This window comes from Microbacterium gawkjiense (genome assembly GCF_031932225.1).
In the GTDB taxonomy this organism is placed as follows: domain Bacteria; phylum Actinomycetota; class Actinomycetes; order Actinomycetales; family Microbacteriaceae; genus Microbacterium; species Microbacterium gawkjiense.
Genome location: NZ_JAUZVV010000001.1, coordinates 863367 through 885354 on the forward strand (window position 1 = coordinate 863367; position 21988 = coordinate 885354).

19 protein-coding genes are annotated in these 21988 nt (G+C 71.0%); 10 read left to right on the plus strand and 9 right to left on the minus strand.

Annotated elements, in window-relative coordinates; all coding sequences use genetic code 11:
- Positions 1-13 precede the first annotated feature (13 nt).
- Positions 14-2275, minus strand: coding sequence for a carbon starvation CstA family protein (locus Q9S71_RS04155; RefSeq protein ID WP_311860706.1), 2262 nt, complete (start codon positions 2273-2275; stop codon positions 14-16).
- A gap of 195 nt (positions 2276-2470) precedes the next feature.
- On the opposite strand from Q9S71_RS04155, the gene Q9S71_RS04160 reads away from it, so the two are divergent.
- The 9 genes from Q9S71_RS04160 (at position 2471) to Q9S71_RS04200 (ending at position 11321) form a co-directional block, all read left to right on the plus strand.
- Positions 2471-2779 (plus strand): GNAT family N-acetyltransferase, encoded by a 309-nt coding sequence (locus tag Q9S71_RS04160; RefSeq protein ID WP_311860707.1) that lies wholly within the window; start codon positions 2471-2473, stop codon positions 2777-2779.
- A gap of 4 nt (positions 2780-2783) precedes the next feature.
- Entirely contained in the window at positions 2784-3755 is a 972-nt protein-coding gene (locus Q9S71_RS04165; protein WP_311860708.1) for a pirin family protein, read from the plus strand.
- Positions 3756-3800: 45 nt separating this feature from the next.
- Positions 3801-4352 (plus strand): ECF transporter S component, encoded by a 552-nt coding sequence (locus Q9S71_RS04170; protein WP_311860710.1) that lies wholly within the window; start codon positions 3801-3803, stop codon positions 4350-4352.
- A 36-nt stretch (positions 4353-4388) separates the two neighbouring features.
- Entirely contained in the window at positions 4389-6176 is a 1788-nt protein-coding gene (locus tag Q9S71_RS04175; protein ID WP_422880329.1) for an ABC transporter ATP-binding protein, read from the plus strand.
- Positions 6173-6976: an energy-coupling factor transporter transmembrane component T gene (locus Q9S71_RS04180; RefSeq protein ID WP_311860711.1), complete on the plus strand. Its 804-nt coding sequence runs from the start codon at positions 6173-6175 to the stop codon at positions 6974-6976. The genes Q9S71_RS04175 and Q9S71_RS04180 overlap by 4 nt, the downstream gene beginning before the upstream one ends.
- A gap of 21 nt (positions 6977-6997) precedes the next feature.
- Positions 6998-7834: a siderophore-interacting protein gene (locus Q9S71_RS04185; protein WP_311860712.1), complete on the plus strand. Its 837-nt coding sequence runs from the start codon at positions 6998-7000 to the stop codon at positions 7832-7834.
- 1 nt (position 7835) lies between these two features.
- Positions 7836-8387 carry an ECF transporter S component gene (locus tag Q9S71_RS04190; protein WP_311860713.1) on the plus strand — a complete coding sequence of 184 codons (552 nt, stop codon included), beginning with the start codon at positions 7836-7838 and terminating at the stop codon, positions 8385-8387.
- A gap of 125 nt (positions 8388-8512) precedes the next feature.
- Positions 8513-10057: an APC family permease gene (locus Q9S71_RS04195; RefSeq protein ID WP_311860714.1), complete on the plus strand. Its 1545-nt coding sequence runs from the start codon at positions 8513-8515 to the stop codon at positions 10055-10057.
- A gap of 19 nt (positions 10058-10076) precedes the next feature.
- Complete coding sequence (locus Q9S71_RS04200; RefSeq protein ID WP_311860715.1) at positions 10077-11321, plus strand: saccharopine dehydrogenase family protein; 1245 nt, start codon at positions 10077-10079, stop codon at positions 11319-11321.
- An 80-nt stretch (positions 11322-11401) separates the two neighbouring features.
- Here the strand turns inward: Q9S71_RS04200 and iolG are convergent, their stop codons facing one another.
- From iolG to iolC, 7 genes are read right to left on the minus strand one after another with little or no spacing between them, the layout of a single operon-like run.
- Positions 11402-12412, minus strand: coding sequence for an inositol 2-dehydrogenase (gene iolG, locus Q9S71_RS04205; RefSeq protein ID WP_311860716.1), 1011 nt, complete (start codon positions 12410-12412; stop codon positions 11402-11404).
- Positions 12413-12443: 31 nt separating this feature from the next.
- Positions 12444-13361: a sugar phosphate isomerase/epimerase family protein gene (locus Q9S71_RS04210; protein WP_311860717.1), complete on the minus strand. Its 918-nt coding sequence runs from the start codon at positions 13359-13361 to the stop codon at positions 12444-12446.
- Positions 13358-15283, minus strand: coding sequence for a 3D-(3,5/4)-trihydroxycyclohexane-1,2-dione acylhydrolase (decyclizing) (gene iolD / locus Q9S71_RS04215; RefSeq protein ID WP_311860718.1), 1926 nt, complete (start codon positions 15281-15283; stop codon positions 13358-13360). The genes Q9S71_RS04210 and iolD overlap by 4 nt, the downstream gene beginning before the upstream one ends.
- On the minus strand, positions 15283-16191 hold the full coding sequence (iolB, locus tag Q9S71_RS04220; protein ID WP_311860719.1) for a 5-deoxy-glucuronate isomerase: 909 nt from the start codon (positions 16189-16191) through the stop codon (positions 15283-15285). The genes iolD and iolB overlap by 1 nt, the downstream gene beginning before the upstream one ends.
- Positions 16192-16230: 39 nt before the next feature.
- Positions 16231-17754 (minus strand): CoA-acylating methylmalonate-semialdehyde dehydrogenase, encoded by a 1524-nt coding sequence (locus Q9S71_RS04225; RefSeq protein WP_311860720.1) that lies wholly within the window; start codon positions 17752-17754, stop codon positions 16231-16233.
- On the minus strand, positions 17751-18668 hold the full coding sequence (locus Q9S71_RS04230) for a class I fructose-bisphosphate aldolase (protein ID WP_311860721.1): 918 nt from the start codon (positions 18666-18668) through the stop codon (positions 17751-17753). Before Q9S71_RS04230 ends, Q9S71_RS04225 begins: the two co-directional genes overlap by 4 nt.
- The gene (gene iolC / locus Q9S71_RS04235) at positions 18665-19627 is read right to left on the minus strand and encodes a 5-dehydro-2-deoxygluconokinase (protein ID WP_064003527.1); all 963 of its coding nucleotides are present in this window, start codon (positions 19625-19627) and stop codon (positions 18665-18667) included. Before iolC ends, Q9S71_RS04230 begins: the two co-directional genes overlap by 4 nt.
- 151 nt (positions 19628-19778) lie before the next feature.
- Between iolC and Q9S71_RS04240 the strand changes: the two genes are divergently transcribed.
- Positions 19779-20540 carry a GntR family transcriptional regulator gene (locus Q9S71_RS04240; protein WP_064003526.1) on the plus strand — a complete coding sequence of 254 codons (762 nt, stop codon included), beginning with the start codon at positions 19779-19781 and terminating at the stop codon, positions 20538-20540.
- Between the two features lie 21 nt (positions 20541-20561).
- On the opposite strand, the gene Q9S71_RS04245 is transcribed toward Q9S71_RS04240, so the two are convergent.
- Positions 20562-21917: a CotH kinase family protein gene (locus Q9S71_RS04245; RefSeq protein WP_311860723.1), complete on the minus strand. Its 1356-nt coding sequence runs from the start codon at positions 21915-21917 to the stop codon at positions 20562-20564.
- Positions 21918-21988 lie beyond the last annotated feature (71 nt).

Sequence of the window (21988 nt, forward strand, 5' to 3'; positions counted from 1 at the left end):
TTCCGGGGCCCTCTCAGTGCCGGTTCGCCGCGCGCTCGTCGGCGAGGATCGGCTCCCACTGCTTGTCGAGCTCGCGCTCGGAGGGGGTGGCGATGAAGCCGGCCGGGGCGAAGCGGCGCGAGGGCACCGGCTCGTCCTCGTGGTTCTCGCCGCCGCCGCGGCGGATCGCGATGATCGTGACCGCCACCGCGGCGATGATCACGATGATCGCGAGCGTCACGAACACGATCGACAGGGTGCCCTGCACGAAGGTGTTGCGGATGACGGCGCCCATGACCTCGGGGGTGCCGAGGGTCGTGTCGCCGGCGGCGAGCGCGTCGCGGTAGCGGAAGTGGTTCGACCAGTATCCGATCGCCGGGTTGGGCGAGAAGATCTTGTAGGCCGACGCGGTGATCGTCACGACCGCGGCGAACGCGAGCGGCAGGGCGACGATCCACAGCCACTTCACGAACGACGGGCCGCGCTTGGCGATGATCGCGAGGACCACGGCGAGCGCGATCGCGGCGAGCAGCTGGTTGGCGATGCCGAACAGCGGGAAGAACGTGTTGATGCCGCCGAGCGGGTCGGTGACGCCGAGGATGAGGATCGCTCCCCAGCCGGCGACCATGATCGCCGTCGTGATCCACACGCCCGGACGCCACGAGACGTCGCGGAACTTGGGGACCCAGTGGCCGATCGAGTCCTGCAGCATGAAGCGCGCGACGCGGGTACCGGCATCCACCGCCGTGAGGATGAACAGAGCCTCGAACATGATCGCGAAGTGATACCAGAACGCCATCATCGCGGGGCCGCCGAGGGCCTGCTGCATGATGTGCGCGAGGCCGAGCGCGAGGGTCGGCGCACCACCGGTGCGCGAGACGATCGACTCCTCGCCGACCGCGGCCGCCGTGCTCGTGAGCATCTCGGGGGTGAGGTTGACCCCGGTGATGCCGAGCGAGTTCACGAACGCGACCGCACCCTCCACGGTGCCCTGCGTGGCCGCGGCCGACGCGTTCATCGCGTAGTAGATGCCCTGGTCGATCGAGATCGCGGCGACGAGGGCCATGATCGCGACGAACGACTCCATGATCATCCCGCCGTAGCCGATGAAGCGCGTCTGGCGCTCCTTCTCGACGAGCTTCGGCGTCGTGCCCGACGAGATCAGCGCATGGAAGCCCGAGAGAGCACCGCACGCGATGGTCACGAAGAGGAAGGGGAAGAGCGGACCTGCGAACACCGGCCCGGTGCCCTCGAGAGCGAAGTCGGTGACGGCCGGGACGGTGATCTCGGGGCGCACGAGCACGATGGCGCCGGCGAGCATCACGATGACGCCGATCTTCATGAAGGTCGACAGGTAGTCGCGCGGGGCGAGCAGCAGCCACACCGGGAGGACCGCGGCGATGAAGCCGTAGATGATGATGCCCCAGGCGATCACGGTGCGGTCGAGGTGCAGGAACTCCTGTCCCCACGCGGTCTCGGCGACCCAGCCACCGGCGACGATGGCGGCGATCAGGAGGACGAAGCCGATGATCGAGACCTCGGTAACCTTGCCGGGGCGGAGGTACCGCAGGTACAGCCCCATGAACAGGGCGATCGGGATCGTCATCGAGACGGAGAAGACACCCCACGGGCTCTCGCCGAGCGCGTTGACGACGACGAGGGCGAGGATCGCGACGATGATCAGCATGATCAGCAGCGACGCGATGATCGCGGCGGTGCCGCCGATGCGGCCGAGCTCCTGACGGGCCATCTGGCCGATGGTGCGACCGCCGCGGCGCATCGAGAAGAAGAGCACGGTGTAGTCCTGCACGGCGCCGGCGAGGACGACACCCACGATGATCCAGATCGTGCCGGGGAGGAAGCCCATCTGCGCCGCGAGGACGGGACCGACGAGCGGGCCCGCGCCGGCGATGGCGGCGAAGTGGTGGCCGTAGAGCACCCGACGGTCGGTCGGGACGTAGTCCTTGCCGTCCTGCTTGACCTCGGCGGGCGTGGCGCGACGGTCGTCGGGCCGCAGCAGGTGCTTCTCGATGACCTTCGAGTAGAAGCGGTAGCCGATGAGGTAGGTGGCGACGGCCGCGAAAACGAACCAGATCGCGTTGACGGTCTCACCGCGGACGATCGCGAGCATCGTCCAGCCGAGACCGCCGGCGAGGGCGATGAGCGCCCAGACGACGATCTTCAGCGGCGTCCAGCGGCCGTCCTTGGTCTTCTGCTCCTCGGTGAGGGCGACGGGGGGAAGGGAGGGATCGGGTTCGAGCGTGGCGGCCTTGCCACGGCGCGACGGTGCTGACATGGGCGACTCCTTCAGGGCGCGTCTTTGCGTACACGACAGGGTAAGAAGAGGGATACCGCGCCTCCCCGCTCGGACGGGTGCCGCTGCGACGAGCGGCGCGACCGGCGCGACGAACGGCACGGGCGGAGACGCGGGGTCCTGGCGGGAAGACGCACGGGCCGCATACGGTTGACCCACACGACAGAGGGGGTCAACGTGGCACACGACGCCGCACCGACGGTCACGCGCAACGACGAGAAGAACCGCTACGAGATCCACGTCGACGGCGCGGTCGCCGGGTACACGCTCATCACGACCGACGACGCCGGTCGCACGGTCATGCCCCACACCAAGGTCGACCCCGCCTACAAGGGCCAGGGTCTCGGCAAGATCCTCGTCTCCGAGGCGCTCGCCGACCTCGCGCGACGCGACGCCGAGGTCGTCCCGACGTGCCCGTTCGTCGCCGGGTACCTCGAGAGCAACGACGTTCGCGGCCTCACCGTCGTCTCACCCGACGCGGAGTGACCGGATGACCCGCCTCGACGCCGATCCCACCGAGACCGTCGACGCCCCGGCATCCTGCGACGGCCCGCGTTCCGTCCTGCTGACCTCGCGCGAGGTGCCGCTCGGCGGGGTGCGGGGCATGCAGGTGCACCGCGCGCTGCCGCAGCGCGAGCTGCTGATGGTGGGCGCCTGGTGCTTCCTCGACCGGTTCGGGCCGCAGGTCACGACGATGCGGGTCGAGCCGCACCCGCACATCGGGCTGCAGACGGTGACGTGGCCCTTCGCGGGCGAGACGCGGCACCGCGACACGATCGGCTCCGACGTCGTCATCAAGCGCGGACAGCTGAACATCATGACGAGCGGCGCCGGCATCGCGCACTCCGAGTACTCGATGGGCGACGAGCCGTCCGTCACCGACGCGCTCCAGCTCTGGGTGGCCCTGCCCGAGGCGCGCCGGCACGGCGGGCCGGACTTCGAGCGGCACACCGATCTGCCGATCGTCGAACTCGGCGAGGGCGCGGCGGCCGTCGTCGTGGTCGGCGAGCTCGCCGGCATCCGCTCTCCCGCCACCATGTACACGCCCATCGTCGGCGCGGAGGTCTTCATCCCGGCCGGTGCTCGCATACGGATCCCGCTGAACCCCGCGTGGGAGCACGCGATCGTTGGGGTCGACGGTGCGCCGCTCGTGCACTCCGCCGACGAGCCCGTCGCCCTCGGCGACAACGACCTGCTCTACCTCGGCGTCGGGCGCGAGCGGATCGAGATCGGCGCGCCCACCGACGTCACGGTGTTCCTGCTCGGCGGCGAGCCGTTCGAGAGCGACATCGTCATGTGGTGGAACTTCGTCGGGCGCAGCCACGAGGAGATCGTCGCCGCGCGCGACGAGTGGGAGGCGGACACCCCCCGCTTCGGGCACGTCGTCACCCACGGCGACGAGCGCATCCCGGCCCCGCCGCTGCCCACCGTCCGACTGACGAAGCGGCGTCGTCGCGCCTGATTTTGCACGGCCGGGGCCCTCTCGGGCGCGGATAGCCTTGAATCCGTGACCCGCACACTCCTCTCGACGCGCGTGCTGCTCGTCTGCGCCGCGCTCGGAGTGGCGACGGGCCTGCTCGGCGGCGTCGCCGGAGCCATCACCCCGGTCGTCATCGCCGCAGCCCCCTGGGCCTACGGCCTCGTGCTCGGGTCGCACGTGCTGCCGGGGATCATCGCGCAGCAGGTGTTCCGTCTGCCGCTGGTCGCCCTGACGACGCACGTGCTCGCGGCGCTCGTCGCGAGCGCCGTCAACCCGGCGTGGATCGGGCGGTTCCTCGGCACGGCGCTGCTGTTCGGCGCGATCCAGGAGGGCGTCGCCGCCCTCACGCGGTACCGCTCGTGGGGCGCGTGGCGCTTCTTCGCCGCCGCTCTCGTCATCGGGGTCCTCGTCGCCGTCGTCGTGTTCTTCGCGGCGAACCTCGGAAAGCTCCCGGCGTGGGCGCAGATCGCCTACCTCGTCATCGCGCTCGCCGGTCCGGTCGTGTGGACGGCGGCCGGCCTCGGCGTGGGCGAGAGCCTGCGCCGCGCGGGCGTGGCGCGAGGAGTTAGGGCAGGCTAAGCTAAGGCCGACCCGCCCTCCTCGTTTGGACCGTTCGTGAGCCCTGCCGCCTCCGACCCCACCACGGCGCAGGCGCCCCGCGACGACCGGCCGCCCACGCCGCTGCTGCGCGTGCGTGGAGTCGCGATCACCCACGAGGGAGCGGATGCCGCGATCCCGGCATCCGTCACGTTCGACATCGCCCCCGGCGAGGTCGTCCTGCTGCTGGGACCCAGCGGTTCGGGCAAGTCCACCCTCGCCCTCGCGACCAACGGCCTGATCCCGCAGGCGGTGCCGGCGACCCTCACCGGCGAGGTCGCCGTGCGGGGGCGCGCCGCGGCCACGACGCCCGTCGCACAGCTCGCGGCGCACGTCGGCATGGTGTTCCAGGACCCGGACGCGCAGCTGATCACCGGCACGGTCTTCGACGACGTCGCCTTCGGCCCCGAGAACCTGCGGATGCCGGTGGCCGACGTCCTCGCGCGCACCGAAGCCGCACTGCGCCAGGTCGGACTGTGGGAGCGCCGCGGCGAGAACCCGGACCGGCTGTCCGGCGGCGGCAAGCAGCGCTTGGCGATCGCGTGCGCGCTGGCGATGGGGTCGGAGCTGCTGGTCCTCGACGAACCCACCGCGAACCTCGACCCGGCCGGCATCGAGGACGTCTACGACGCGCTGCGCGCGGTCGCCGCCGAGGGTCGCTCGATCCTGCTGGTCGAGCACAACCTCGACGCCGCCGTCGGCCTCACCGACCGCGTCGTCGTGCTCGACGCGGAGGGCCGCACGGTCGCCGACGGCACCGTCGACACGGTGCTGCGCGGGCGCGCCGAGGAGCTCGAGGCGATCGGCGTCTGGCTGCCGGTCTCGACGATGGCCGCCCTCGCCCTACGGCGAGCCGGGTGGGACCTCCCCCGCACGCCGCTGACCCCTGCGGAGCTGACGCAGGCGCTCGAGGCGGCGGAGGCGCCGGTTCCGAGTGCAGGTGATTCGGCACCCGGGAGGGTCGAACGACGCCCTCAACCGCGTCCTGACCTGCATTCGGCACACCCGGCGGTCGAGGTGCGCGGGCTCACCCTCCGGCGCGGGCGGCGCACCGTGCTGCACGGCGTCGATCTGACGGTGCGGGCAGGCGAGTTCGTCGGCGTCGTGGGAGCGAACGGCGCGGGCAAGACGACGCTCGTGCAGGCGATGGCGGGGGTCATCCCACCGCCGCGCGGCACGGTGCGGGTCGACGGGGTCGACGCGTCGCGCACCGGCCTGCGCGAGTTGTCGCGCCGGATCGGCTTCGTCTTCCAGAACCCCGAGCACCAGTTCATCGCGCACACGGTCTTCGACGAGCTCGCTCACGGCCTGCGCGGACGCAGGCTCGACGAGGCCGAGATCCACGCGCGCACCACCGCGATGCTCGAGCGCTTCGGCCTCGAGGGCAAGGCCGACGTGCACCCGTTCCTGCTGTCGGGCGGCCAGAAGCGGCGCCTCTCGGTCGGGACGGCGCTCATCGCGGGAGCCCCGATCCTCGCCCTCGACGAGCCGACGTTCGGGCAGGACCGCGCCCGCGCCGACGAACTGCTGCGGCTGCTGCGCGACCTCAACGAGGCGGGTACGACGATCGTCGTCGTCACGCACGACATGCAGCTGGTCGCCGAGTACGCGCATCGCACGGTCGTCGTCCACGACGGCCGGATCCGAGCGGATGCCGCCACCGCCGACGTGTTCGCCGACGAGACGCTGCTGCGCGAGAGCGGTCTGCGCCGCCCGGCGCTGCAGGAGGCGCTGAGGGGCGTGACGCGGCATCCCGGACTCGCCGGCGTGACCTCACTGCGCGCCCTGAGCGGAGGCGCGTCGTGACCGCCGTCGCCGATCCGTACACCGGCGCCCCCGCCCGGGGCGTGCTCGGCCGCATCGGCCCGCTCGCCAAGCTCGCAGCTCCCCTGCCGGCGATGGTGGCCCTCGTCTTCTCGCGCGATCTGGTCACCCCGCTCGTCTTCCTCGCGATCGCGTACCTCGTGATCCTCACCGGCACCCGCGTGTCGGTGCGGGTCGCGGCGCTGCTGCTTCTCGGCATCCCGATCGGAGCGTCCGTGGTCGGTCTGTCGCTGGGACTGTGGGTCGACCGGGATCTCGTCGACGGCACCGCGCCGATCCTCTCGGTCGGATCCTGGACCCTCCACTCGGGCGCCGTCGAGGTCGGGCTCGCGACGGGGGCGCGCCTCGCGGCGATCCTCGCGCTCGGGCTCATCGCGGGGCTCACGACCACGGGCCCCGACCTCGTCCGCGCGACCGTGCAGCAGCTGCGGGTGCCGTACCGCATCGGGTACGCCGCGCTCGCGGCGATCCGGTTCGTGCCGCGGTTCGGGTACGAGCTCGAAGTGATCCGGCAGGCGCACCGGGTGCGCGGCGCGCACGGCGGGCGCGGACCGTTCGCCGCGATCGCCCGCTGGGCGGGTTACGTCGTGCCGCTGCTGGCCGGCGCGATCCGGCACGCCGAGCGGGTGGCGCTCGCGATGGACGCCCGCGCGTTCGGCGCCCACCGCGACCGCACCGAGCGGTACCTGCTGCCGTGGCGGGCGCGCGACACCGTGTTCGTCCTCGTCTTCTGGGTCGCGTCCGCCGCCATCCTGACCGTGCTGTTCCCCTGGGGCATGTGACCCCGCGATGGAAGGATGCCGATGGCCCGCGCCAGTGCTCTCATGAAGCCCGCACACCAGGAACTGCTGCACCTGCGCGTGCTGCGCACCGAGCGGCTCGCGCCGCACTGGATGCGCGTCACGCTCGGCGGCGGCGACGTCGACCGGTTCACCGCGCGCGGCTTCGACCAGTGGTTCCGCCTCTTCCTGCCCATCGGCGGCGAGGCGGGCCTCGAGCGCATCCCCGCGAAGGCGAACACCCTCATCGGCTACCTGCGCTACCTCCGGATCCCTGAGGGGGAGCGGCCCGTCATGCGCAACTACACCGTGCGCGCATACCGGGCCGCGACGGCGGAGGCCGGTGCCGAGATCGACGTCGACTTCGTGCTGCACGGGCACGGCGACGACGCGGGCCCCGCCTCGGGCTGGGCGGAGCGGGCGCAGCCCGGCGAGAGCGTCGTGATCCTCGACGAAGGGCTCGGGTTCGACCCCGAGCGCGGTGTCGACCAGGTGGTGCTCGTGGCCGACGAGACCGGCGTGCCCGCCGTCGCGGGGGTCCTCGCGTCGCTGCCCTCGACCGCGACGGGCGTCGCGATCCTCGAGGCCCCGACCGCCGACGACGTCCTCCCCCTGGACGCACCGGCGGGCGTCGAGGTGTCCTGGCTCGTGCGCGACGCCGACGCGGCGCCCGGCACGGTCGCCCTCGCAGAGCTCGTGCGGCGGCCGACGGCATCCGGCGCACATCACTTCATCGTGGGCGAGCAGAACCTGCCGACGTCCGCGCGGCGCCACCTCGTCGCGCTGGGGGTCGACAAGTCCGCGATCAGTTTCATCGGCTACTGGCGCAGGACGCCGGCGAAGGAGAAGGTGGGGCGCTGACATGGGCAAGGTGTCGACCGCGTACCTGATGACATGTGCGGCGATCGGGGTTGCGGGCGGGGTGATGCTGGCGTTCGCCTGGTGGCTCTCGACGGCGCTGTTCGCGACCGTGCCGTTCGCCTCGGTCGCGATCGCCGGGCTGTGGATGATGCCGGCGGTCATCGCGCTCCGCCTCATCCGCCGGCCGTTCGCGGGTCTGCTCGTGGGGCTGGTGTTGGGGCTCGTGCTCACGCCCTTCTACACCGCCGGCGCGATCGCGACGACGCTGTTCTGGGCCTTCTTCCCGGAGCTGCCCTTCCTCGTGACGATCTACCGCCGCTGGTCGCGGTGGCTGCACTACGCCGGCGCCGTCGTCGCGGGTGTCGCCTACCCGATCCTCGCGGCGCAGTCGTTCGACCTGTGGGCCATGGCGTTCCCGGTGCTGGTCGCCTTCTTCGTCCTGTGCGCGCTGAGCTGCCTCGTCGCCACGTGGGGCGGGATCGTCATCGCCGACCGGCTGGCGGCCGCCGGTGTCGCCCGTCTGGCCCGGCGCTCGGCGCCGCGCGCGGCCTGACACCGGGTCTCGTGCGGCGTGGAACGCCGGTGCTAGGGTGAGGCCACTTCCCGCTCAGGACGGCGACGGCGCCGCCCGGGTACCCGACCGCGGGAAGGCGGATCGCTTTCCCTGAGGAGGTCGGCGTGACCACGACGCCTGTGCATCTGACCCGTCCGGACGGCAAGGGCCTCGCACGCGGCACCCTGGGCCTGTGGGGCTCGACCGTCATCGGCCTCGCCTCGACCGCGCCGGTGTATTCGCTCGTCGCGACGCTCGGCTACGTCGTCCTCGCCGTCGGGGGGCAGGCGCCGATCGCGTTCGTGATCGCCTTCATCCCGATGCTGCTCATCGCCTTCGCCTACCGCGAGCTCAACAACGACGTGCCCGACTGCGGCACGACGTTCACGTGGGGGACGAAGGCGTTCGGCCCGTGGGTGGGATGGATGGGCGGCTGGGGCGTCGCGATCGCGGGCATGATCGTGCTGGCGAACCTCGCGCAGGTCGCCTCGATCTACTTCTGGGCCCTCCTCGGTCAGGAGTTCGAGGAACCGAACGACTGGCGGATCGTCCTCGTCGCGGTCGCCTTCATCGCCGCGATGACGTACGTGTCGTGGCGCGGCGTCGAGATCGGCGAGCGCATCCAGAACGTGCTGCTCGGCATCCAGTACCTCGCCCTCATCGTCTTCGTGATCGCCGCGCTCACGCAGTTCTTCTCGGGCTCGGCCCCGAACCCGACGGCGTTCGACTGGCAGTGGCTGAACCCGTTCGCCTTCGGCGAGTGGGGCGGGTTCATCGAGGCGATCCTGCTCGCGATCTTCATCTACTGGGGGTGGGACACCTGCCTCGCCCTCAACGAGGAGACGAAGGACCCCAAGCGCATCCCGGGCCTCGCCGCCCTCCTCACCTGCGTGCTGCTGCTGGTCACCTACGTCTCGGTCACGATCGCGGCGATGATGTACGCCGGCATCGGCGAGGACGGCACGGGCCTCGGCAACGTCGACAACGCCGACGACTTCTTCCTCGCGATCAAGGACGGGCTGCTCGGCCCGTGGGGCTGGCTGCTCGTCGTCGCCGTCCTCATCTCGGCCGTCTCGTCGACGCAGACGACGATCCTCCCGACCGCGCGCGGCACCCTCGCGATGGGTGTCTACCGCGCCCTCCCGGCGAAGTTCAAGGACGTCCACCCCCGCTACAAGACACCGTCGTTCTCGACGCTCGTCATGGGCATCGTCGCGAGCGTCTACTACGTCGTGATGACGTCGCTCAGCGACGCGATCCTGCAGGACACGATCCTCTCGCTCGGCCTCGCGATCGCGTTCTACTACGCCATCACCGGGTACGCCTGCGTCTGGTACTTCCGCAAGGACCTGTTCCGCTCCGCGCGCGACACCTGGTTCAAGGGCGTGTTCCCCCTCGTCGGCGCCCTCATGCTGACCTATGCCTTCATCCAGTCGGCGATCGACATGCTGAACCCCGATTACGGCTACTCGGGCACGCTGCTCGGCGTGGGGTCGACCTTCGTCGTCGGCATCGGCGCGCTCGGCCTCGGCGTCGTGCTCATGCTCGCGTGGTTCCTCTTCCCGCGCTCGAAGCGGTTCTTCCGCGGCGAGAGCCTCAACCGCGAGACCCCCGTGCTCGTCCCCGACGACACGAGCACCCTCCCCCGCTCCATCGACGGCGGCATCTGACCGCCCGGAAGGACCCCGCATGCGCATCCTCATCATCGGCGCCGGCGGCGTCGGCAGTGCCGCCGCCCGCATCCTCCGCCGCCGCGACTTCTTCGAGGCCGTCATCATCGCCGACTACGACCCGGCCCGCCCCGAGGCGCTCGTGGCGGAACTCGGCGACGAGCGGTTCGCCGCGGCGCAGGTGGATGCCTCGAGCGCCGAGTCCGTGGCATCCCTGATCCGCGAGCACTCCGCCACCCATGTGCTGAACGCGGTCGACCCGCGCTTCGTCATGCCGATCTTCGACGGCGCGTTCGCGGCCGGGGCGACGTACCTCGACATGGCGATGAGCCTGTCGCAGCGGCATCCGGAACGCCCCTACGAAGAGGTGGGCGTCAAACTCGGCGACGCACAGTTCGCCAAGGAGCAGGAGTGGAAGGATGCCGGACGCCTGGCGCTCGTCGGCATCGGGGTGGAGCCGGGCCTGTCGGACGTGTTCGCCCGCTACGCGGAGGACGAGCTGTTCGACGAGATCGACGAGCTGGGGGTGCGCGACGGGGCGAACCTGGTCGTCGCCGGGTACGACTTCGCGCCGTCGTTCTCGATCTGGACGACGATCGAGGAGTGCCTGAACCCGCCGGTCGTCTACGAGGAGGGCAAGGGCTGGTACGTCACCGAGCCGTTCAGCGAGCCCGAGGTGTTCGACTTCCCCGACGGCATCGGTCCGGTCGAGTGCGTCAACGTCGAGCACGAGGAAGTGCTCCTCATGCCGCGGTGGACCAAAGCAAAGCGCGTCACGTTCAAGTACGGCCTCGGTGACGAGTTCATCGAGGTGCTGCGGGTGCTGAACAAGCTCGGCCTCGACAAGACCGAGCCGCTGTCGGTGAAGGGCGTGCAGGTCTCGCCGCGCGACGTCGTGGCGGCGGCCCTGCCCGACCCCGCCACGATCGGCGACAAGATGAGCGGCAAGACGTGCGCCGGCGTGTGGGTGACGGGAACCGGCAAGGACGGGCAGCCGCGCTCGACGTACCTGTACCACGTGGCCGACAACGAGCAGACGATGCGCGAGGACAACTCGCAGGCCGTCGTCTGGCAGACCGCGATCAACCCCGTCATCGCCCTCGAGCTGCTCGCCCGCGGCACCTGGTCGGGCACGGGCGTGCTCGGCCCCGAGGCGTTCGACGCGAAGCCGTTCCTCGAGCTGCTCGCGGCGCCGAAGCCCGAGGGTTACGGCTCGCCGTGGGGCATGCGGGAGCAGCCGCACCCCGTCGCGTCCGAGGCCTGAGCCGCGGGTCGCACGGCGAGGTCCCGATCCGGCCGGGAAAGATCGGCGGATCACCGGCGCGATCGGGACCTCGACGCGGGTCAGGTGAGGTCGACCTCGACGGTGACGCCCTCGGTCGCCGAGCGCTGCGCGGCATCCGCGAGCAGCAGCGCTGCGCGGCCGTCGTCGAACGTCGGGCTGGCCGACTCCTCACCGCGCACGAGCTTCAGGAACTCCGCCAGTTCGGCGCGGTACGAGGGGGTGTAGCGGGTGACCATGGATGCCTCGAACGGCGCACCTGCGGCGACGCCGTTCGCGTTCGAGAGGCTCACGAGGCTCGTGCCCTGGTTCGCGACGGTGAGGTCGCCCTCGCTGCCGTAGGCCTCGATGCGCTGGTCGTAGCCGGTCGTGCTGTGCCGCGAGTTGATGATCGTGACGAGCGCGCCGGATGCCGACTTGAGGATCGCCGTGGTCGTGTCGAAGTCGCCATGCTGCCGTGCGCCCTCGTCGAAGGTCGTCGTGCCGAACGCGGTGACCGCGACGATGTCGGGCAGGAAGAAGCGCGCCATGTCGAAGTCGTGGATCGTCATGTCGCGGAAGATGCCGCCCGACACCGCCACGTACGCCGCGGGCGGGGCGGCGGGGTCGCGGCTGATGATCGTGAGCTGCTCGAGGCGGCCGATCTCGCCGGCCGCGACCCGCGTGCGGGCGGTATGGAAGCCGGGGTCGAAGCGGCGGTTGAATCCGAGCGCGACGGGCACGCCGGCGGCGGCCACGACGGGCCGGAGCTCTTCGACGCGGCTGATATCGAGGTCGATCGGCTTCTCGCAGAGGACCGGGATGCCGGCCTCCACCGCCGCGCGGATGAGATCGACGTGCGTCGGGGTCGGCGAGGCGACGAGCACGGCGTCGACCTCGCCCGAGGCGAAGACCTCGGCCGGGTCGGTCGTGGTCTTGCCGCCGTACTGCGCCGCGAGGCGCTCGGCCCCGTCGATGAACGGGTCGGCGATCCACGCCAGTTCGGCGTCGGGGGATGCGGCGATGCTCGCGGCGTGCACCTGGCCGATGCGTCCGGAGCCGAAGAGTCCGAAGCGGACGGGGGTGGCGGTCATGTCGTTCCTGTTCTCGGAGGGGGAAGGCGGGTCACACCCACGCGCGGAGCGCGTCGCGGTTGGTGGCCTGGTCGGCGGAGCGGGCCGTGACGAACGCGTCGAGGGCGACGTCGGGGCCGTTGAGCACGTCCTGCTCGACGACGACCCAGCCCTCGTAGCCGCGCGCGTCGAGGGCGGTCATCACCGAGGCGAGGTCGATGTCGCCCTCGCCGAAGGCGACGAACGAGCCGCCCGACCAGACCTCCGGCATCCCTCCGCCGGCGGCGAGCACGCGGCGGAGCGTGGTCAGGTCGACGTCCTTCAGGTGCAGGTGGTTGATCCGGTCGCCCCAGCGCTCGACGGCGGCGAGCGGATCGCCGCCCGCGATGAACAGGTGCCCGGTGTCGAGGGTCAGGTCGACGTCGGTGTCGGCGAGGAACCGGTCGATCTCGTCGGGCGACTCGACGAACGTCCCCGCATGGTGGTGGAACGTCGGCTCGAACCCGGCCTCGCGGACGACGGCCGCGGCGCGGGCGACGTTGTCGGTGAGGCGACCCCAGGCATCCGGGTCGAGCCGGTCGACCTCGGCGCCGCGACCCGGGGCACCGCGGCGGAGCGCGGACCCGTCGTCGGCGAGGGTCGGCAACGGCAGCGCACCCGTGCCGGCCTCGGCGCCGACCGAGAACTGCCGGAGCGCGGCGCGCAGGTCGGGGAGGGCCGCCGCGAAAGCCTCGTCGTCCGAGAACGGCAGCTGCACCCAGCCGCCGGCCAGCGCCATGCCGAAGCGGTCGAGGCGGGCGCGCAGGGCCGCGTCCTCGCCCAGGAAGCCGAGCGGCCCGAGGTCGATGCCCGTGTAGTCGGCGGCGGCGAGGGCCTCCATCATCGCGTCGGGCGAGATCGTCTCCGCGCCCTCGGGCGTCAGCTCGAACACGCCGAAGCTGACCGGTGCGCCGGCGACCGTCGCCTTCATCGGGCACCCCCGCCGAGGAGCGGGCGCTGCGCGGCGCGTTCGCCGACGTAAGCCTCGCGGGCTTGCTGCGTGGACTCGATGGTCGACACCTCCGGGACGGGCACGTCCCACCACCCGGCGTTGTCGGGCGCGTAGACGAGCGGATCGCTGTTGATGTGGATGAACGTCGACCGGTCGGATGCCTTCGCGGCGGCGACGGCCGCGGTCAGGTCCGCCGCGGCATCCGGTCCCTCCGCGATCTCGACGACGTCCATGCCGTAGCTGCGGGCGTTCATGGCGAGGTCGACGGGGAGGACGGCGCCGTTCTGGAAGTTCTTCGCGGCGGGGTCGTACGTGCGGTACTGCGTGCCGAAGCGCTGCGACCCGACCGTCTCGGACAGGTGGCCGATCGAGGCGAAGCCGTGGTTCTGGATGAGGACGACGATGATCTTGATGCCCTCGGCGACCGCCGTCACGAGCTCGCTGTTGAGCATCAGGTACGACCCGTCGCCGACCATGACGATGACGTCGCGGTCGTCGCCCGCCGCTTCGAGGCCGCGCTTCGCGCCGAGGCCGCCGGCGATCTCGTACCCCATGCACGAGAAGGCGTACTCGACGTGATACCCGAGCGGGTCGCGGACGCGCCACAGCTTGTGCAGGTCGCCGGGGAGCGACCCCGCTGCCTGCACGATGACGTCGCGCGGGTCGGTCGCGGCGTGCACGGCGTGGATGATCTCGGGCTGGCCGGGGCGGTCGGCGCCCGAGGGCGCGAACGCACGGTCGACGATCTCGTCCCACTCGACCTTCTGCCGGGCGATCCGCTCCGCGTGGTCGGCCGTCACGCGGAAGCCCTCGAGCTCGCGGCTCAGCGCGACGAGCGCTTCGCGGGCGTCGGCGATCACCGGCAGCTCGGACCCGTGCTTGTAGGCGTCGAAGGCGGCGACGTTGATGTTGACGAAGACGACGTCGGGGTTCTGGAACGCGGTCCGCGAGGCGGTCGTGAAGTCGCTGTAGCGCGTGCCGATCCCGATGACGACGTCGGTCTCCGCGGCGAGCCGGTTGGCCGCGAGCGAGCCGGTCGCGCCGACGCCGCCGAGGTACTGCGGGTGGTCCCAGGCGAGGGAGCCGCCGCCGGCCTGCGTCGTGCCGACGGGGATGCCGGTGGCCTCGACGAACGCGCGGAGCTGCTCCTCGGCCTCGGAGTAGATCACCCCGCCGCCCGCGACGATGAACGGCTTCCGCGCCGAGCGGATCGCGGCGACCGCGCGTGCGAGCGGGCCGCGCTCGGGGAGCGGGCGACGGATGTGCCACTCGCGGTCCTGCAGGAACTCGATCGGCACGTCGAGCGCCTCGGCCTGCACGTCCTCGGGGAGGGCGATCGTGACCGCGCCGGTCTCGGCGGGGTCGGTGAGCACCCGCATCGCGGCGAGCGCGATGGAGTACAGCTGCTCGGGCCGCTGCACGCGGTCGAAGAACTTCGACAGCGGGCGGAACGCGTCGTTGACGGTGAGCCCGATGTCCCACGGCTGCTCGAGCTGCTGCAGCACCGGGTCGGCGACGCGCGTCGCGAACGTGTCGCTGGGCAGCAGCAGGGCGGGCAGGCGATTGGTCGTGGCGAGGGCGGCGCCGGTGAGCATGTTGGCCGCACCCGGACCGACGGATGCCGCGGCCGCATACGTGCCGCGGCGGCGGTGCATCCGCGCGTAGCCGACGGCCTGGTGCACCATCGCCTGCTCGTTGCGGGCCTGGTGGTACGGCATGAGGTCGGGGTCGTGCACGTTCAGTTGCGTGAGCGCCTGCCCGATGCCGGCGACGTTGCCATGACCGAAGATGCCGAAGACCCCGGGGATCGTGCGCTCGCGCACGTCGCCGTCGACGGTCCACTGGTGGGCCAGGAACTCGATGAGCGCCTGGCTGACCGTCATCCGCTTCGTCTCTGCCATCAGGATCGGCCTTCCTCGGTCGGGTACGGGAGTCGCGGATCGATGCCCTGATCCGCCCAGGTGTCGCGGACCCACGCGTGCGCGGGGTCGTCGCTGATGAGCCACGCGCGGTCGGGGTCGGGCCCGGCCATCACGTTGAGGTAGTAGAGGTCGTACCCGGGCGCGGCGACGGCCGGACCGTGGTACCCGTAGGGCACGAGGGCGATGTCGCCCGTGCGGACTATCGCGTTTATGTCGATCTCGCCGGCGGGCGACGAGTAGGTGCTGAACATCCCGAAGGCGGTGTCGGCGGATGCCGCGGACCCTGCCGCCGGCGCGGACTCGAAGTAGTAGATCTCCTCGAGGCGCGACTCGTGGCCGGGGACCTGCTCGTCGTGCTTGTGCGGCGGGTACGACGACCAGTTGCCCTCGGGGGTCACCACTTCGCAGACGATCAGACGGTCGGCATCCAGCGCCTGCGGCGTTCCGAAGTTGTGCACCTGGCGGCTCGACGCACCCGCGCCGCGGAGTTCGACCGGGGTCTCGGCGGCGGCGATGTGCCGCCAGGGACGACGGACGGATGCCGGGGCCTCCGCGACGGCGACGCGACCGCGGCCCGTGAGGGTCGCCGTCCGCCCGACGGGCAGGTACAGGACGTCGGTCGGCCCGTCGAAGACCGACCGCCGGCCCCGCAGCCGCGTGTGCTCGCGGTCATCGCCCTCGGCGTGAGCGACCTCGAACGAGCCCGCGAGCGGCACGACGATGCGCTCGACGTCGGTCTCGAAGAGTTCCACGCGGTCGCCCTCGCCGAGGTCGGCGACACGGATGCCGGTGTGCTGCCAGCCGGGGGTGTCCCGTCCGACGACGCTCTCCCAGCCGCCCGCGGCGAGGTCGCCGCGGCGATGGAACCAGGTGTTCTCGATGCTCATCTTCGCGCTCTCGGGATGCCGCCGCCGGGCGGCGTGCGATCAGGTGTTCTGGGGGAAGCCGAGGTTGATGCCACCGTGAGTGGCGGGGTCGAGCCACCGGCTGGTGATCGCCTTCTCACGGGTGAAGAAGTCGAACCCGTGGACACCGTACGCTTTCGCGTCGCCGAACAGCGACTTCTTCCACCCGCCGAACGAGTGGTACGCGACGGGGACGGGGATGGGCACGTTGATGCCGATCATCCCGACCTGCACCTCGGACTGGAACCGGCGCGCGGCACCGCCGTCGTTGGTGAAGATCGCGGTCCCGTTGCCGAACTCGCCGGAGTTGATGAGCGCGAGACCCTCGTCGTAGCTGGCGACGCGGACGACCGACAGGACGGGCCCGAAGATCTCCTCCGTGTACGCCTTCGACGACGTCGGGACGTGGTCGAGCAGGGTCGGGCCGAAGAAGAAGCCGTCCTCGTGCCCCGGGACGGTGAACCCGCGGCCGTCGACGACGACCGTCGCACCGTCGGCCTCGGCGATGTCGACGTAGGACGACACCTTGTCGCGGTGCACATCGGTGATGAGCGGGCCCATGTCGGGCTCGACGCCGTCCTGGCCCGCGCCGTTGCCGATCCGCAGCTTCGCGATGCGCTCGGTGACCTTCGCGATCAGCTCGTCGGCGACCGGCTCCACCGCGAGGACGACGCTGATCGCCATGCACCGCTCCCCCGCCGCGCCGAAACCGGCGTTGACGGCCTGGTCGGCGACGAGGTCGAGGTCGGCGTCGGGGAGGACAAGCATGTGGTTCTTCGCACCACCGAGGGCCTGCACGCGCTTGCCGTTCCGCGACGCGGTCTCGTAGATGTACTGGGCGATCGGGGTCGATCCGACGAACGAGATCGACTGCACGACGGGGCTGTGGAGCAGCCCGTCGACGGCGAGCTTGTCGCCCTGGAGCACCGTGAACACGCCGGCCGGGAGTCCGGCCTCCTGCCACAACTCGGCGAGCCACAGTGCGGCCGACGGGTCCTTCTCGCTCGGCTTCAGCACGACGGCGTTCCCCGCCGCGATCGCGATCGGCGCGAACCACAGGGGCACCATGACGGGGAAGTTGAACGGCGAGATGACACCGACCACACCGAGCGGCTGCTTGATCGAGTAGACGTCGATCCCCGTCGATGCGTTCTCGGAGTAGGCGCCCTTGATGAGGTGCGGGAACCCGGTCGCGAGCTCGACGACCTCCTGACCGCGGAGGATCTCGCCCATCGCATCCGAGACGACCTTGCCGTGCTCGGCCGTGATGATGTGCGCCAGTTCCTGCTTACGCGCGTTCAGCAGCTCGCGGAACGCGAACAGCACCGTCTGACGCTTCGCGATCGAGAAGCCCGACCACACCCGGAAGCCCGCCTCGGCGGCGGCGATGGCCTCATCGATCTCGGCCTGGTCGGCGAGCGCGACCTCGGCCTGCACCGACCCGGTCGCCGGGTTGTAGACCGGCGCGGTCCGCCCGCTCGTCGAGGCGCGGTGCGCCCCCGCGATCCAGTGGCCGATGACGCGGTTCTCGGAAGAGGTGCTCATGACTGTTCCTTCGTGAGGAGGGAGGAGTGGACGAGACCGGCGGCGATGTCGACCGCTGCTGCGGTGTCGCCGTCGGGCGGGTAGAGGAGGGTGCGTCCGACGGTGAGTCCGCGGACGCCGGGCAGCGCGAGCGCGTCCTGCCACGATGCGAACGTCTCGTCGGGGTCGTCGCCCGAGTCGCCGCCGAGCAGCAGGGTCGGCAGGGTCGTGGCCGCCATGACGCGTTCCATCTCGGGCACGACCGGCAGCTTCATCCAGGTGTACGCGCTGGACCCGCCGAGGCCCGCCGCGATCGCGACCGAGAGGATGACGGCGTCGGTCGACAGGTCGTTGACGATGCGCCCGTCGTTCCGCGTGCTCATGAACGGCTCGAGCATGATCGGGATGCCGGCCCCCGCCGCCGCGGTGACGGCACGGGCCGTCGCCTCGAGGGTCGACGCGGTGGCCGGATCGGCGAGGTTGATGCGGACGAGGGCCTTCGCGAAGTCGAGGTTCGCCGCGACCATCGACGGCACGTCGTAGGCGCCGTAGCGGTCGTCCATCTCGAAGTCCGCGCCGCGGAGTCCGCCGCGGTTCATCGACCCGACGACGATCTTGTCGTCGAGGAGTCCGAGCGCGGCGAGGTCGTCGATGATGTCGGGCGTGCCCAGCACCCCGTCGACGCCCGGTCGGCTGAGCGCGATGGCGAGGCGCTCGAGCAGTTCGTGGCGGTCGGCCATGGCCGTGGCATCCGCTCCGACCGCGAGGGCGCCGCGGGCCGGGTGATCGGCCGCGACGATGAACAGCCGGCCGTCGCCGGAGTCGAGGTGACGGCGCGTGCGGGTCGCGACGGCGTGGCGGATCGCCTCGGGGTCGAACGCGCGCAGTTCGCGCAGTCGCGCGAACGCCTCCTCGGTGATGACTCGATCGCTCACGCCGCGCCCCCCGCGTCCAAGATCGCCTCGACCTCTGCGGCCGTCGGCATCGCCGTCGAACATTCCAGCCGCGACGCGACGATCGCGCCGGCCACGTTGGCGAAGCGCAGGATGCGCTCCAGGCTCCACCCGCTCAGCAGACCGTGGCAGAGCGCACCGCCGAACGCGTCGCCCGCTCCCAGCCCGTTGACGACGTCGACGAGGTACGGCGGAGCCACCACGGTCTCGTCGCGGGTCTTCGCGAGGACACCGTCGGGGCCCTGCTTGACGATCGCGAGCTCGACACCGCGTTCGAGCAGAGCGTCGGCCGCGCGCATCGGTTCGGTCTCGCCGACGGCGACCTCGCACTCCTCGCGGTTGCCCACGGCGATCGTGACGTGCTCGAGCGCGGCGGACACCTGCGCGCTCGCCTCGGCGGGGTCGGGCCAGAACATCGGCCGGTAGTCGAGGTCGAGGATCGTGTGGCGCGCACGGCCGCGGCGCCGCAGGGCGTCGAGCTGGGTCGACCGGCTGGGCTCCTGGCTGAGACCCGTGACCGTGGACCAGAAGATGGATGCCCCGGTCAGCACGTCGCTCGGCAGCTGATCCGGCGTCACCTCGAGGTCGGGGGCCTTGGGCTCGCGGTAGAAGTACAGCGGGAAGTCGTCGGGCGGGAAGATCTCGCAGAGGGTGATCGGCGTCTTGTACGTGCCGTCGACGGCGACGAGGGCGGGGTCGACGTCGAGCCGGTCGAGTTCGGCGCGCAGATAGCGACCGAACGGGTCGTCACCGACCCGCGAGACGAGAGCGACGTCGTGTCCGTAGCGGGCGGCGGCGACGGCGACGTTGGCCGCGCTCCCCCCGAGGAACTTGCCGAACGTCGAGACCTCTTCGAGTCCGACACCCGTCTGCAGCGGGTAGATGTCGACGCCGAGTCGTCCGAGGGAGAGGACGTCGGGAGCAGCGGCGCGAGCAGTCATCCGGCAGCGTGGCCTCGGGTCGCAAACATGTCCTAACAATATCACATAGAGAAATCCGTGACGAGGGCCGGTGAGCCGTTAGCCTGACACGTGATGTTGTCGGTACAAAGGCCGGCGACACCCGTCATCCATCAGAAGGAGCGTGAGGGCTGTGGTCGATGCCGACACCTACTGGCCCGCCGAACTCTTCGCCGATCTCGATCGCACCGGCCCCGTCCCGCTCTACTTCCAAGTGTCCAGCCGGCTCGAGGCCGCCATCCACTCCGGAGCCATCCCCCCGGGCGGACGGCTCGAGAACGAGATCGCGATCGGCCAGCGGCTGGGGCTGTCGCGCCCGACCATCCGTCGCGCGATCCAAGAGCTCGTCGACAAGGGGCTGCTCGTGCGCCGGCGCGGCATCGGCACGCAGGTCGTGCAGGGTCAGGTCACCCGCGCCGTCGAACTGACGAGCCTCTACGAGGACCTCAAGAACACCTCGCACGTCCCCGCGACGCGTGTGCTGGGGCACGAGGTCGTCCCGGCCTCCGAGATCGTCGCGAAGAGTCTCGGCCTCACCCCGGGCGACGACGTCGTCTTCGTGCGCCGGCAGCGCAGCACCGACGGCGTCCCCGTCGCGGTGCTCGAGAACTACCTGCCGTCGGAGTTCGCCGACATCACCCGTGAGCAGCTCGAAGAGCACGGCCTCTACGAGATCCTGCGCGCGCGGGGCGTCACCATCCGCGTCGCGAAGCAGAAGATCGGTGCGCGCAGCGCCCGCGGCGACGAGGGCGAACTGCTCGACATCGACTCCGACGGCCCGGTCCTCACGATGGAACGTGTCGCCTTCGACGACTCCGGCCGGGCGTTCGAGTACGGCCACCACTGCTACCGCCCCGACCTCTACAGCTTCGAGACGACGCTCGTCGCCAAGTAGGCCCGCCTCACGCCGCCGAGGTCAGTCCGCGAGTCGTTCGAAGGATGCCGTCAGGTCCGCGGCATCCGCGGCGATGACGTCGGCGTCGACCAGGTCGCCGGCACCGGCCACGAGCGCATCCGACCAGGTCTGGAGGATGTCCTCTGCGGCGCCCGAGCCGTAGAAGAGATCCTCCAGCTCCTCGAGCTCGCTCTCGTAGAGCGCGTGGAAGTCCTCGTCGGCGAGAAAACGCGAGGCCAGGGTGTTCGAGCCGCCGCGACCCCCGCCGCCGCCCATCTGCGCGCCCTCGTCGTCACCCGGCAGGGTGGGCCGATCCGCACGGGCGTCGCCCTCGGGCGCTCCCACATCACCGCGGTCGGGTGCCACCGCGTCGCCACGGTCGGGCATCGCCATCCCGTCCCCGCCGGCACCGCCCGCTCCGGCACCGCCCGGCGACGCGCCGAAGGCGAGATTGAGATCCCAGTTGACGACGGTCATCAGGCCGGTGTCGGCGTCGTAGGCGAGGTAGGAGTTGTTCCCCGGCCCGTCGATGTCGTCGAAGTTGTCGACGACATCCTGGAACGCGAGGTAGGTCGCGAATTCCGTGACGTCGAGGTGCTGCGACAGTTCGGCGCTGAACGTCTCGTCGTCGGAGTCGTTGATGAACTTCAGGAAGGAGATCAGCGGGGCGAGGTCGTCGTCGCCCGCTTCCTGATCGAAGACGTCCGTGTACGACTCCGGGTCATCGCCGCGGTAGGAGTAGTCCCCGCCCGACTCGGCCTTGTACAGCGCGGTCGCGCCGAGAGTGGAGTCGTTCCAGCTGTCGCCCGGGTTCTCGACGACCAGGCGCAGCGCGGTCGACCCCGCGATCGTGAACCGTGTGGCGGCGGCCTGTTCGCTGGCGAGGCCGGCCAGGTCGAGCAGGTCGAGCGCGACGGCTTCGTTCAAGGAGGTCTCGGAACTGTTCCCCCGGACGACGAAATCGGTGATGCCCTCGTGGTTCTGGCCGTCGACGAACTTGTCGAGCCGGATGATCCACGGGATGCCGCTCGGGTCGTCGTCGCTCGTGACGCTCTTCAGCGACGAATTGCCCTTCAGCTTCAGCCCCGCGCCCTCGTAGACCTCGCCGTCGATCGTGACGGTGACCTCGATCCATTCTTTGTCCCCGGTGCTCTCGTACGTCTCGAGCAGCTCGGCGAGGGTGTCGTCGTCCACGTCGACCGAGATCGAGTGGACGGTGGAGGAGTCCCAGAAGCTGGCCGTCGAGGTCGAGAGACGCGCGGCATCCGTTTCCCCCTCCCTCTCGTCGGTGGCGGGGGCGACGCACCCGGCGAGAACGACGGCACCCGCCGAGACGAGAGCGAGCGAAAGAGCGAGGCGGAGGTGTCGAATGCGCATGCGCCGATCCCACCCCGCCGTCCTTAACCGCGCCTAAGACGCGGCTAACGACAGCATTCGGGTTCGTCGCC